The organism is Myxococcus sp. MxC21-1 (assembly GCF_032612255.1).
GTDB classification, from domain to species: Bacteria; Myxococcota; Myxococcia; order Myxococcales; family Myxococcaceae; genus Myxococcus; species Myxococcus virescens.
Window position 1 is genome coordinate 3,874,719 of the sequence record NZ_CP123278.1, and the last position, 13,190, is coordinate 3,887,908.

The window sequence follows — 13,190 nt, forward strand, 5'->3', positions numbered from 1 at the left end:
GCAAATCCACCTCCTGCTGCTTCGTGTCGCTCGTCTCCAGCACGAGCGCCGCCCGGGCCGAGAATCCGGCGGGGCGGCGGTCAGAGGTCCAGCCGCCTCAGCCGCAGGGCGTTGCCGATGACGGAGACGGACGAGATGCTCATCGCCGCGCTGGCAATCATGGGGCTCAGCAGCAGTCCGAAGAACGGGTAGAGGACCCCCGCCGCGATGGGGACGCCGAGCACGTTGTAGATGAACGCGAAGAAGAGGTTCTGGCGGATGTTGTGCACGGTGCCCCGGCTCAGGTGCCGGGCGCGGACGATGCCGCGGAGGTCACCCTTCACCAGCGTGACGGCGGCGCTCTCCATGGCGATGTCAGTGCCCGTGCCCATGGCGATGCCCACGTTGGCCTGAGCGAGCGCAGGCGCGTCGTTCACCCCGTCTCCGGCCATGGCCACCACGTGCCCTTCGGCCTGGAGGCGCTTCACCATCTCGTTCTTCTCCTCGGGGCGCACCTCCGCGTGGACTTCGTCGATGCCCAGGCGCCGGGCCACCGCCTCCGCCGTCGTCCGGCTGTCACCCGTGAGCATCACGAGGCGCAGCCCATCGGCACGGAGCTGCTGAACGGCTTCGGGGGTGCTGGCCTTCACCGGGTCGGCCACGCCCAGCAGCCCAGCCGGCTTTCCGTCCACGGCGACGAACATCACCGTCTGCCCTTCTCGCCTCAGGGCCTCCGCTCTCTCCAGGAACGCCCCTGCCTCGATGCCGAGTCCCTCGAGCAGCCGGGCATTCCCGAGCGCCACCTGCGCACCATCCACACGCCCCGTCACGCCCTGGCCTGTCACGGACTTGAAGCCGTGTGTCTCCGTGAGGACGGCACCCCGTGCCTCTGCGCCCTTCACGATGGCGGACGCGAGCGGGTGCTCGCTCCCGCGTTCGATGCTGCCGGCGAGGTGAAGCAGCCGCGCCTCGTCGAAACCGGGGGCGGTCACCACCGTGGTGAGGCTCGGCCTGCCCTCGGTGAGGGTGCCCGTCTTGTCGACGACGAGGGTGTCCACCTTCGCCAATTCCTCGAGCGCCGCCGCGTCCCGGATGAGGACGCCGGCCTGGGCACCACGCCCCATGCCCACCACGATGGAGATGGGCGTGGCCAGGCCCAGGGCACACGGGCACGCGATGATGAGGACGGCCACGGCGTTGACCAGCGCGTGGGCGAGCCGGGGCTCGGGTCCCCACATGCTCCAGATGAACGCCGTCAGGACGGCGATGACCACCACCGCGGGCACGAACCACCCGGAGACGGTGTCGGCCAGACGCTGGATGGGGGCCCGGCTGCGCTGGGCCTCGGCCACCCGCTGTACGATTTGGGAGAGGAGCGTGTCGCGGCCGACACGCTCGGCCCGCATCACGAAGCCGCCGGTGCCGTTGACCGTCCCTCCTGTCACCCGGCTGCCAGGTGTCTTCTCGGAGGGAATCGGCTCACCCGTCACCATGGACTCGTCCACGGCGCTCTCGCCCTCCAGGACCACGCCATCCACGGGAACCTTCTCTCCCGGTCGGACGCGGAGGCGGTCACCCACGTGGACCCTGTCCAGCGCCACGTCCTCTTCGCGGCCGTCCTCGCGCAGCAGCCGCGCCGTCTTCGGAGCCAGCCCGAGCAGCGCTTTCAAGGCTCCCGAGGTGGCATGACGGGCCCGGAGCTCCAGCACCTGCCCCAGCAACACCAGCGTGGTGATGACCGCCGCCGCCTCGAAGTACAAGGGCACGTGGCCACCGTGGCCGGTGAAGGCGTGGGGCAGGAGGCCGGGGAAGAGGGTGGCGAAGACGCTGAAGCCGTAGGCGGCGCCCGTCCCAAGGGCAATCAGCGTGAACATGTTGAGGTGCCGGTTGCGCACCGACGCCCAGCCCCGCTGGAAGAAGGGCCAGCCCCCCCACAGCACCACGGGCGTCGCCAGGGCGAACTGCACCCAGGCCATGAGCGGCCCTGGGATGAGGCGCTGGATGGGCTGGCCCGGAATCATCTCGGACATGCCCAGGACGAACACAGGGAGCGAGAGGGCGACGCTCACCCAGAAGCGCCGCCGCATGTCGAGGTACTCCGGGTCGGGTGCGTCCTCGAGGGTGACGGTCCGTGGCTCCAGGGCCATGCCGCAGATGGGGCACGCCCCCGGCTCGGGACGCACGATCTCCGGGTGCATCGGGCAGACGTACTCGGTGCGCGTCTGGAGGACCGGCTGCTCGGGCTCGAGGGCCATGCCGCACTTGGGGCAGGTGCCGGGATGGTCCTGCCGCACCTCCGGGTCCATCGGGCAGATGTACAGGGTGCCCGCGGGGGCAGGCTCCGGCGGTTGGGGCTCGGGCGCGAGGTACTTCCGCGGCTCCGCCGTGAACTTCTCGCGGCACTTCGGGTTGCAGAAGAAGTACGTGTGCCCCTCGTGCACGTGGCTGCCGCCCTTTGGTGCCTGGGGATCCACGAACATGCCGCAGACGGGGTCCTTCGCCTTGCCCTCCGGCAGGTGCGGAGGGTGGTGTCCGGTGTGAGCTTCTGGGGGGAGATGAGTCGTCATCGTCGCGCTTCCTTTGCCGGGGATCACGCAGCACCCCGTTCCTTCTTACAGTTCCGAGCGAAGCGGCCTGCCGCCCAAAGCGGGCCCATGGCTGCCTGCCAGGAAGGCTCTGAGGGCGAACCCGCGCGGCTTGTCAGCTCGGGTAACAAGCCAGAGGCGTCCGCCGCGCCGGATGCTGTGCATGGAGGGGGCCCGTGGCACCTGTGAGCGGCGGAGTTACAGGTCACCTCACAGGGGGCTTCCGAACGGTGTGCGAGGCTTCGTCGACGATGCTGAGCGTCCCCGCGGTCTGGTTGGTGATGAAGCCCAGCGGATAGGTGCGCGCCACATCGAGGGTGCTGGCGTCAATGCCGGTCAGGCTCTTGCCGTCCTCGTTGTCCACGTACATGAGGCCGTCGTTCCCCGGCCTCCATAGGATGTACTTGATTGTTAATGCATCCTGATTGCATGTGTTGCTTAGGGTGACTCCTTGAAGTCATCGGAACGCAGACCAAAGCGCTTGAGGATGCGGTGGAGGCTCTCGCGCTCCATGCCCGCGCGCTCAGCAGCCCGCGTCACATTGCCCCCGAATTCCCGCAGCAGGGCGATGAGGTAATCGCGCGATGCACGGTCCCGCGCCAGGTCCACCGCCTCCCGGAAGGGCATCTTCACCAGATGGTCGGCGGGCAGTGCTCCCTGTTGTCCGCCCGTGACTTCAGGGGGGAGTGCGTCAGGGCCCACCCGGGAACCCGTGGTGATGGCCACCGCGCGTTCGATGGCATTCTCCAGCTGGCGCACGTTGCCCGGCCAGTTGTACCCGGTGAGCGCACGCAACGCGTCCGGCTCCAGGCCATCCACCGGCTGCCGGTAGGTCTTCGCCGCCTTCTGTATGAAATGCATGGCCAGCAGGGGGATGTCCTCGCGCCGCTCCCGCAGGGACGGCAGATGCACCGGGAAGACATTGAGCCGGTAGTAGAGGTCTTCGCGGAAGCGGCCCGCAGTCACTTCGGCCTTGAGGTCGCGGTGGGTGGCGGTGATGACGCGTGCGTCGATGCGGCGCGCAACCGCGTCTCCGACCCGGCGCACCTCCTTGTCCTGGAGCGTGCGGTTGAGCTTCACCTGGACGGACAGGGGCAGCTCTCCAATCTCGTCCAGGAAGATGGTCCCCCCAGAGGCGGCCTCGAAGAGACCGGCCTTGGCCTCTACCGCGCCGGTGAAGGCGCCCCGGGCGTGACCGAACAGCTCGCTCTCGATGAGTTCGGAGGGCAGCGCGCCGCAGTTGACCGCGATGAAGGGTCGGTCCTTGCGTGGGCCGTGGTGGTGGATGGCCCGCGCCACCAACTCCTTGCCCGTCCCCGTCTCCCCGGTGATGAGGACCGTGATGTCCAGCTCGGAGGCGCGCTCCAGCAGGCCGTAGAGCGCACGCATGGGCGCGCTCCTGCCAATGATGTTCTGGAAGCTGTAGATGCCCTCCAGCTCGCGCCGCAGTGAGGCGGCCTGCTCCTTGAGCCGCTTGCGCTCGAGGGCGCGGGCTACCACCAGGGACGCCTCGTCCGGGTCGAAGGGCTTGGGCAGGTAGTCATAGGCCCCCTCCTTGATGGCCTCTACCGCCTTGGGGACGGAGGCGTACGCCGTCATCAGGATGACCTCGGTGGTGGGCGCGTGCTGCTTGACTGCCTTGAGCACCTCGAAGCCGTCCGCTCCCGGCATTCGGATGTCCGTCACCACCACGTCGAACGGCTGCGTCTGGATGAGGGAGAGTGCACGGCCTCCGTCTTCAGCCGTCCTCACGTGATACGCGTCACCGAGAATGCGGGTGATGAGGTGGCGCATGTTCTCCTTGTCGTCGACAACGAGAACACTCGGTCTGTCCGTCACGGCGTACTCCGGGGGAGATGCAGGGTGAATTCCGCACCACGTCCAGGCAGGTTGCGCGGCTGGATGCGGCCACCATGGGCCTGGGCGATGGCCTGCGACACCGCCAACCCCAGCCCGGTGCCGTGGGGCTTGGTGGTGAAGAAGGGCTCGAACATCCGCTTCTGTGCCTCGGGAGAGAGGCCGGGCCCGCTGTCGCGGAATGAAAGCGCCACCTCGTCTTCGTGGGCGTGGATGGCCACGGTCACCTGTCCCGAGGGGCCCGCGGCCTCCATGGCGTTCTTGACCAAATTTGTGACCACCTGCCGCAGCCGCTGCGGATGGCCTGCCACCCGGGCTTCGCCTTCCACCGTCAGGGAGGCCGCGGAGAGCTGGGCGGACTCCCGCTGCCGGGAGACGACTTCCTCCACCAGCTCTCGCAACTCCAGCGTCTCGCCCGGGACCTGGAGTGGCCGCGACAGGTCGAGCATCCCCTCCACGATGTCACGGCAGCGCAGCGTCTCCTCTTCGATGATGCGCAGGTCGTCCGCGAGCGCACCCTCCGCCTTGCGCTGAAGCAGGCGCACGTAGCCGAGGATGACCCCCAGGGGATTGTTGATTTCATGCGCCACGCCCGCCGCCAGGCGGCCGATGCCCGCCAGCCGCTCGCTTTGAACCAGGCGCTCCTGGTGCTCACGGAGCGCGGCGGTCATCCGGTTGAACTGCTGCGCCAACCTTCCGAACTCGTCCGGGCGGTCCAGCGCGATGCGCGTCATGAGGTCGCCCGCAGCGATACGGGCCGCGCCGGCCTCCAGCAGCGACACCGGGCGGGCCACCGAGCGGCCGATGTAGAGGCCTACGCCCGCCGCGAGCAGGGCTGCGGCGGCCAGGATGGCGACCGTCCACTGGAAGCTTGCGTGCTGGACCGTGCTCGCGTGCTCCTCGAAGTTGCCAATGGCGCGCTCGTAGTGTGAGGCCAGAGTGTCCGCGCTCTCCTGGATGACGTCGACCAGTTCCAGGGCCCTGGCGTGCTCACGGGCCGCGGTGGCATGGTCCTCGCGCAGCACGGCTGGCACGAGCGCCTCGCGGAAAAGCCGGTCCAGCTCCATCGTGGTGCGGCGCATGGTCTCCACCTGGGCGCGTTCCTCGGAGGTGGTGGCCTGGGCCTGGACCGCTTCGAGGCGCTCCATGGCACGGTGATAGGCGCTGTCGTAGAGCGGCAGGTGGCTGGCGTTGCCGAGGATGACGGTGTGCGCCTGGTGTGCGTAGAGGTCTCTGACCGAGGTCGCGAGCGACAGCGTGGTGCGCACGGCCGTTTCCTGCCGCCGCACGCTGTGCAGGGCCTCGTGGATCTCCGCCATGCCCTCGAGCGCGGCATAGGCTGCCGCGCCGAAGGTCAGGACGAGGAGCGAGAAGGCGTAGAAGAGCCTGCGAGCGGTTCCGGACACGACATCCCCTGGCGAACGAAGGTAGGGGTTTAGCAACAGGCAGGCCCATGTGGTGCGCGCTGCAAGTGGCTGAACTCATTCCTGGGCGGCGTTCCCTCATCTTGGCGAGAAGAGGGCCGGGTGTGACCAGGCTGGTCACACTGTAATGGGCCGGGGGCTCGCCTAGTGGGAGCCCTCCGCATGGACGTCCACGAGCGTCATCATCCCGGCCTCGGCGTGCTCTTGGATGTGGCAGTGGAGCATCCAGGCCCCCACGTCCTGCGGGAACATCGCCACATCCACCGTCTCCCTTGGACGAATCAGCACGGTGTCGCGCCAGTGTCCCTCGTCCACCGATGCCCCATTGCGCGCCACCACGCGGAAGAACTGGCCATGCACGTGCATGGGGTGCAGGCGGGAGGACTCGTTGACGAAACGCAGCGTGGCCCATTGGTGGGCAGGGAGCCGGTAGACCTTGTGGTGCGCAGAGGCATGCTCCCCCTCGTGGTGGAACGCCTCGTCATTGATGGTCCACTCGATGCCGAAGGGGCCTCCCCGCCTCGCATTCAGCCGGAAGGTCTCCGCGGGTAGCAGTGCACGCGCTGGAGAGAGGTCAGGGCTCGGGGGCGGGGCAACTGCTGCCACTTCGGGCGGCCGCACGACCTCTCCAGACACCACCAGCGTTGCGAGAGGGAACGGCCTGCGTGTGAAGTGGTCCATCACCTCCAGGCGCGGGTTGCTCAGCGCCTCGGGAACGGTGAAGTCCAGGTCGACGCGGTTCCCTGGAGCGAGCTCCAAGCGGGAGGCCGGCAGCGGCCGGTCCGTGGCCAGCCCGTCGATCGCGATGACAGATGCGCCCAGCCCTTCGAAGGAAGGTGCGAACACGCGCCCGTTTGCAACGTTGACCATTCGCAGGCGCACCCGCTCGCCGGGCTGCAGCGGGACTTCTGGCTGGACAGCGCCGTTCACCGTGGAGACCTGCCCCCAGCGGCCGTCGTGCGCGAGGTCGTGGCGCGTGTTGAATCGGCCGTCAATCTGGCCACCCGCGTCGAGTCGCCAGTCGTCGAGCACCCAGACGAGCTCGCGTGAGAAAGGGCCGGGCTTCGGGTCCTCCACGATGAGCACGCCGAACAGCCCTCGCTCGACTTGCTCGCTCCCGCGCAGGTGCGGGTGAAACCAGTAGGTTCCTGCGTCCTTCACTTTGAACTCATAGACGAAGGTTCCCCCAGGAGGGATGGGAGGCTGGGTCACCCCGGGTACGCCGTCCATTCCGTTCGGAAGCCGGATGCCGTGCCAGTGAATGGTCGTCGGCTGCGGCAGCTTGTTGGTGAATCGCACGCGGACCGTGTCGCCATGGGTGGCGCGAAGGGTGGGGCCGGGGACCTGGCCGTTGTATGCCCAGACCTCCAGACTCCGGCCATCCAGGAGCGGGAGGGCTGTCGGGGCCGCGACGAGCTCGAACTCGCGCACGCGGCCCGTGGACGGGACGTCTTCAGGATAGGGCGGTGCCACGCGCGGCTGCCGGAGCGTCGCCATGGCGGCATCATCCTCCTGGCCGAGGCCGAGTGCCGCGAGCATTGCGAGGAGGGCAACGAGCGCTGCCCCGATGAACCAGCGATTGCGATGCATGAAGCCTCTTCACGAATGATGGAAGGTGCGGGCAAGGAGGGGGCCAGGCCGCCGTGGTGGCGTGGCCCGGCCCGCCAAGCGCGACCTCGGTGCGCAGCCTGCCCGGAACGGCGGTCTACTGGATGGTGACGAGCCCGCTGATGTGGTCCATCGCGCAGGCGTAGCGCAGCGTGCCCGACTTGCTGGGGGTGAACTCCACGGTCACCGGCGTGTCCATGGGGAGCGGCTTGTTGATGCCCAGGTCGGCCATGACGATCTCCGTGGCGCACGTCTTGGCCGTCTTGCGCGTGACCACGAGGCGGACGGGCTGCCCCGCCTTCACCTTCACGTCCGAGGGCTCGAAGCCCTTGGCGGTCACCGTGAGGTCCACGGTCTGGACGCCGTTCCTGGTGGCCGGGGCCGAGGCGGGCTTCTGTACGGGCGCAGCGGCCTTCTTGGCCGTGCCTCCGTGCGCGGAATGCTCGCCGTGCTTGGCGTGCTCGTCACTCGCGACCGCGGGGGCCGCGGCAATCAGGGGGAGTGCAGCAAGGAGTCCCATCAGGCTCTTCTTCATCGCTTGGTTGCTCCCAGAGTGAGGATGCCCTCGGGGACGTCCGGCATCCTGTGGGTTCGGTCCGCCGGAGCACAACGCGTGCCGAGGACTGAACGCGCCTGTTCATGCGGGGTTGCCGTGGCGCGGCACCTGTCCGGAGTACCCGGATGGGTTTCGCTGTAACCATCACGGTCACAGGTGGAGCGTGAGGCGGCGTCGTTCCACGGAGCCGTGAAGTGCCGTTCATGGCCGACGCGCTGGGGGTGGCGCGCGAGGCGCTGGCCACCGCGGCTGGACCTCTTCGCAGGTGTAAGCCTTTCGGGGGAGGCGCGTCAGTGGGGTGACCCGCTAGCTCGCGGGCAGGAGGAAGCCCCATGAATGCCGTTGAAGCAGCCTCGTCCCGGTCTCCCGCGGGCGCCCTGGAGCGGATGGACCTCGCCGTGTCGGGTATGACGTGCGCCGCATGCGCGCGCCGCGTGGAGCGCACTCTGAGCGAGGTGGAGGGGGTCCAGGAGTGCAGCGTCAACTTCGCCACCCGCCGGGCCAGTGTACTCTTCGACGCTCGGGCCACGTCCGTCAGCGCACTGGCCGATGCGGTGGCCGACGCTGGCTATCGCGCCGAGGTGCCGCAGGCTTCCACCGCGGAAGAGACGGACGCCGCGGAGGAGAGAGGGCTCCGGCGCCGGCTCGCCGTGGCCGTGCTCTTCGGCTTGCCGGTGGTTGTCCTCGCCATGTCCCACGGAGCGCTCGACTTCACCGGTTCCACCTGGGTGCAGCTCGGCCTGACGCTGCCAGTCATGGCGTACAGCGGTGGTCCCATCTTCCGGGCGGCGTGGGCCGCGTTGCGGCACAGGTCGGCGGACATGAACGTCCTGGTGGCGCTCGGGACCGGCGCGGCTTTCATCTACTCGGTGGTGGCCACCGTGTGGCCGACATTCATGGTCACCGGGGACCACGGAAGTCATGGTAGGCACGGAGCCGCACCTCCCATCTACTTCGAGGCGGCGGCCGCGGTGATTGCCTTCGTGCTGCTCGGGCGCTTCCTGGAATCGCGAGCACGCACCCGGGCCGGGGATGCCATCCGGCGGCTTCAGGCGTTGGCCCCTTCCATCGCCACCGTGCTGGAGAATGGCGTCGAGCGAGAGGTTCCACTCGCTGAGGTGCGGGTGGGGGACCGTGTGGTGGTGCGTCCGGGGCAGTCCATCCCCGTCGATGGCTCCGTCGTGGAGGGGGCCTCCTCGGTGGACGAATCCATGCTCACGGGGGAAAGCCTGCCGGTGGAGAAGGCAGCGGGCGCGGAGGTCTTCGCCGGGACGATGAACGGCACGGGCCGCCTGGTCTTCCGCGCGGCGAAGGTGGGGAGTGACACCGCGCTCCAGCAGATTGTCCAGGTGGTGGAGCGGGCCCAGGGCACCAAGGCGCCCATCGCGCGCCTCGCGGACGTGGTGAGCGGCGTATTCACTCCGGTGGTGCTGCTCATCGCCATCGCCACGTTCGCGGCCTGGTTCGTCCTGGCCCCCGAAGAGACGCGCCTGACGATGGCCCTGCTCAACGCGGTGGCCGTGCTGGTCATCGCTTGCCCGTACGCCCTGGGCCTGGCCACGCCCGCGGCGCTCATGGTGGGGATGGGACGGGGTGCGCAGCTCGGAGTGCTGGTGAAGAGCGCCGCTTCGTTGGAAGGAGCGAGCCGCATCGACACCGTGGTGCTCGACAAGACGGGCACGCTGACCCAGGGGCGCCCGGCGGTGGTCCGCATCCTCACCGCGAGCGGCATGACGGACGAGGAAGTGCTGACCCTCGCCGCCGCCGCCGAATCGGCGAGCGAGCATCCGCTGGCCCGTGCCGTCGTGTCCGAGGCCTCGAACCGGGGCCTGAAGATCGGCACGCCGGAGTCGTTCACCGCCACTCCGGGACATGGCGTGGAGGCCCAGGTTGGCGGGCGCAGGGTGCTCGTGGGCAGTCGTCGGATGCTGGACGGACAGGGCGTGTCCGGGAGCGAGGATGCCGAGCGCGCGCTCACGGCGGACGGGCAGACGCCCGTGCTCATCGCGGTGGACGGGCGTTGGGTAGGCGCCATCGGCATCGCGGATCCAGAGCGGGAGGAGGCCGCCACGGTGGTCCAATCCCTGCGGAGCATGGGGCTGCACGTGGTGATGCTCACGGGCGACCATGAGGGACCGGCCGGACGGGTGGCGCGCGCGCTCGGCATCGACCGGGTCTTCGCTGGTGTACTGCCGTCCGGCAAGGCGCACGTGGTGCGTACGCTCCAGGCGGAGGGACGGCGCGTGGCCATGGTGGGGGATGGCATCAACGACGCGCCGGCCCTGGCGGAGGCGGACCTCGGAGTTGCCATGGGGACGGGGACGGACGTGGCCCGGGATGCCGCGGGCGTCGCGCTGCTGCGCTCCGATTTGCGAGGACTGCCGGCGGCACTCGGCCTGGCTCGCACCACGATGCGGGTCATCCGGCAGAACCTGTTCTGGGCCTTCCTCTACAACGTGCTTGGCATCCCGGTCGCGGCGGGGTTGCTCTACGGCCTGACAGGCTGGCTGTTGTCACCGATGCTGGCGAGCGTGGCCATGTCCCTGTCGAGTGTATCGGTGCTGCTCAACAGCCTGCGTCTGCGGCGCCTGCGCCTGCCAGCGCCCCAGGCGGCCTGAGCCAGACCTTCCTCACGAAGTCCCCACGGCGCCACGGTCCTCCATTCGGGACCGTGGCGTTCGTGCATTCACGGCACCTGTAAGAGCCCGGCTCCTGGCCCGTCAACAGGGGTGAACGCGGTGGACATGAGGGCGCGACCTGCTCCCTGGCCCGCTGCGTGGAACCTGCGTCCAGGGAGAGCGCGTCATGTTGGATTCTATCGAAGTGGGAGTCGTCTCTGGCAGCGTGCTGGCCGCGGCGGCCACCGTCCTGTTCTTCTTCGGCCCGCGCCAGCGCACCCGGGCTCGGAGCGAGGTCGGCGGCGCGCAGGAAGTGGACCTGATGGTGGACGGCGGCTACCGCCCCGACCGCATCGTGGTGCGCGCGGGCGTGCCGGTGAAGCTCAACATCCTGCGCACGGACCGCTCCGCGTGCTCGGAGCAGATCGTGCTCGGCGACCTCGGCGTCTCGCGCACGCTGCCCACCGGGCGCGTGGTGACCATTGACCTGCCCGCGCTCACGCCCGGCGCGTACGACTTCACCTGCGGCATGAGCATGCTGCGCGGCCGCCTCATCGCAGAGGTCTGAGCCCCGGGCCTGTAAGTCGCCGGCCCCTGCCACGTCCAAGGGGCCGAAGCCGGTCACCTGCTCCGAAAGGAATCCCATCATGAAGCAGCTCCTCGTCCTCTCCTTGTTGTCTCCTCTCACCGCCTGCGCCGCCGCTCCCTGGAGCGCGCTCGACGAGGATTCCACGTCGCCCACTTCGCTGCGTGCGCCGGAGGCCCCCCGTCCGAATCTGGTCGCAGTGCTGACAGATGCTGATCCGCTGCGCGCGCCGTCGGGGATTGCCTCCGAGAACGGAGTCAAGGGGAGCGACCACGCGGGCCATCAAGGGCACCCAGGCGGTCATGGCGGCACCGCTCGGCAAGGCGACGCGACTGGGCATACCTCTGGGCACTCGGGCCATGGCGGACACACGGGGCATGGCGCGAAGCAGGGGAGCGCTCACGATGGACACGGGGGGCACTCCGATAGCGCCCCGGATGCCGGCAGTCCCGCCCCCAGCCACCACCATCACCAGCACTAGCCGCCCGCGACGGAGAGAGGCACCATGAAGACCTGGTCATCGTCACGCTGGAAGCGGCCCGCCGCAGGCACCCTCGTTGCGTCCATGCTCACGTTGGGGGGATGCGTCACCGTTCCCCTGGCGAATGATGCGCGTGACGTGCACACGACGCTCAGCGCTCGTTGGACGCCTGGGGACCCGATGGTCGGGCTCACCAGCGAGGCCCTCCGGGGAGAGGACGCGGACGCGGCCGTGCGGGCGCTGCTGGCGCAGCCGCTCACCGCCGACACGGCCGTCCGCATCGCCCTGCTGAACAACCGCGACCTGCGCGCCGCGATGCACGCGCTGGGTGTCGCCACTGGCAACCTGGTGCAGATGAGCCTTCCTCCCAATCCAGAGGTGGAGCTGGAGGTGCGAAATCCCACCCGTGGCGGGCAGCCTCTGCAAGGGGACATCGGGCTCGAGTACGACCTGTCCGAGCTCATCCTCCTGCCGCAGCGTCGCGGGGTGGCCCAGGCCGAGCGCGCGGCCGAGCGCGCACTCACGGCGGGTGAGGTGCTGCACCGGCCTACCGCACGCGCCTGGGCTTCTACGAGGTCCAGGCCCGGCACCAGCAACTGGAGCTGCGCAACCGGGCGCTGCAAGTCGCACAGGCGGGCTACGGCACTGCGGTGGAGTTGGAGAAGGCAGGCAACGTCCGCGCACTGGAGGTGGCCACCGAGCGCTCCGCCGTGGAGTCCGCGCGCCTGGCCGTGGCCGAAGCCGAGAACGCCCTGCTGGACTCGCGCGAGGCCCTCAACGTGTTGCTGGGCCTCTTCGGTCCCCGCACGCAGTGGACGGTGGATTCGCCGCTGGCCGACCCAGTCAACGACCTGGATTCGGGGGAGGGGCTGGAGGCGCGCGCCATCGAGGCGAGCCTCGACCTGGCCGAGCTGCGCGGCCGCATGGAGGCCGCCGACCGGCGCCACAGGCTCGCGCGGACGGAGGGGTTTCTGCCCCACCTGTCCGGCGGCTTCCACGGCGAGAAGGACGAGGACCGGTGGGAGATGGGGGCGCACCTCACGGTGGGGCTGCCGCTGTTCGACCGCAAGCAGGGCGTGCGCATGGCGGCCCTTTCTTCGCGTGAGTCCCTGAAGGCCCGTTACGAGGCCACGGCCACCGCCATCCGCGCCTCGCTACGTCAGGCCCGCGGCCGAGTGGAGTCCACGGGGCGACGAGCGCGGCACGTCCGTGACGTGCTCCTGCCGGCCCGGCGCCAGGTGCTCGACGAGACGGTGCTCCAGTACAACGCCATGCAGGTGGGCGTCTTCGAGGTGCTGCGTGCCCAGGCCGCCGTGACGGACACGGCCAGCACCTACGTGGAGACGCTGCTCGACCACCACCGCGCCCGCTCGGCGCTGGAGCAACTCCTGGCGGGCCGTCACCAAGGCCTGGAGCTGGGCTCCATCCGCGTTTCGTCGACGAGCGCGAACTCCGGTCCGGCCGCCGCGGCGGACGCGCACTGACCTTCGCATTCA

At 69.4% G+C, this 13,190-nt stretch carries 9 protein-coding genes; 3 read left to right on the forward strand and 6 right to left on the reverse strand.

What is annotated here, in order from left to right; all coding sequences use genetic code 11:
• Positions 1–80: 80 nt before the first annotated feature.
• The 6 genes from QEG98_RS18000 to QEG98_RS18025 all read right to left on the reverse strand — a co-directional run bounded on the left by QEG98_RS18000 (position 81) and on the right by QEG98_RS18025 (position 7,988).
• Positions 81–2,546, reverse strand: coding sequence for a heavy metal translocating P-type ATPase (locus QEG98_RS18000; RefSeq protein WP_316567501.1), 2,466 nt, complete (start codon positions 2,544–2,546; stop codon positions 81–83).
• A gap of 223 nt (positions 2,547–2,769) precedes the next feature.
• Positions 2,770–2,934, reverse strand: a complete 165-nt coding sequence (locus QEG98_RS18005) for a hypothetical protein (RefSeq protein WP_316567502.1) — start codon at positions 2,932–2,934, stop codon at positions 2,770–2,772.
• A gap of 68 nt (positions 2,935–3,002) precedes the next feature.
• Complete coding sequence (locus QEG98_RS18010; RefSeq protein ID WP_316567503.1) at positions 3,003–4,403, reverse strand: sigma-54 dependent transcriptional regulator; 1,401 nt, start codon at positions 4,401–4,403, stop codon at positions 3,003–3,005.
• Positions 4,400–5,827: a HAMP domain-containing sensor histidine kinase gene (locus tag QEG98_RS18015; RefSeq protein ID WP_316567504.1), complete on the reverse strand. Its 1,428-nt coding sequence runs from the start codon at positions 5,825–5,827 to the stop codon at positions 4,400–4,402. The genes QEG98_RS18010 and QEG98_RS18015 overlap by 4 nt, the downstream gene beginning before the upstream one ends.
• 162 nt (positions 5,828–5,989) lie before the next feature.
• Positions 5,990–7,342: a multicopper oxidase family protein gene (locus tag QEG98_RS18020; protein WP_316567505.1), complete on the reverse strand. Its 1,353-nt coding sequence runs from the start codon at positions 7,340–7,342 to the stop codon at positions 5,990–5,992.
• A gap of 208 nt (positions 7,343–7,550) precedes the next feature.
• On the reverse strand, positions 7,551–7,988 hold the full coding sequence (locus QEG98_RS18025; protein WP_316567506.1) for a cupredoxin domain-containing protein: 438 nt from the start codon (positions 7,986–7,988) through the stop codon (positions 7,551–7,553).
• A 353-nt stretch (positions 7,989–8,341) separates the two neighbouring features.
• On the opposite strand from QEG98_RS18025, the gene QEG98_RS18030 reads away from it, so the two are divergent.
• The 3 genes from QEG98_RS18030 (at position 8,342) to QEG98_RS18040 (ending at position 13,178) form a co-directional block, all read left to right on the forward strand.
• The gene (locus QEG98_RS18030; RefSeq protein ID WP_316567507.1) at positions 8,342–10,627 is read left to right on the forward strand and encodes a heavy metal translocating P-type ATPase; all 2,286 of its coding nucleotides are present in this window, start codon (positions 8,342–8,344) and stop codon (positions 10,625–10,627) included.
• A 187-nt stretch (positions 10,628–10,814) separates the two neighbouring features.
• Complete coding sequence (locus QEG98_RS18035) at positions 10,815–11,195, forward strand: cupredoxin domain-containing protein (RefSeq protein ID WP_316567508.1); 381 nt, start codon at positions 10,815–10,817, stop codon at positions 11,193–11,195.
• 1,149 nt (positions 11,196–12,344) lie between these two features.
• Entirely contained in the window at positions 12,345–13,178 is an 834-nt protein-coding gene (locus tag QEG98_RS18040; RefSeq protein ID WP_410478035.1) for a TolC family protein, read from the forward strand.
• Positions 13,179–13,190 lie beyond the last annotated feature (12 nt).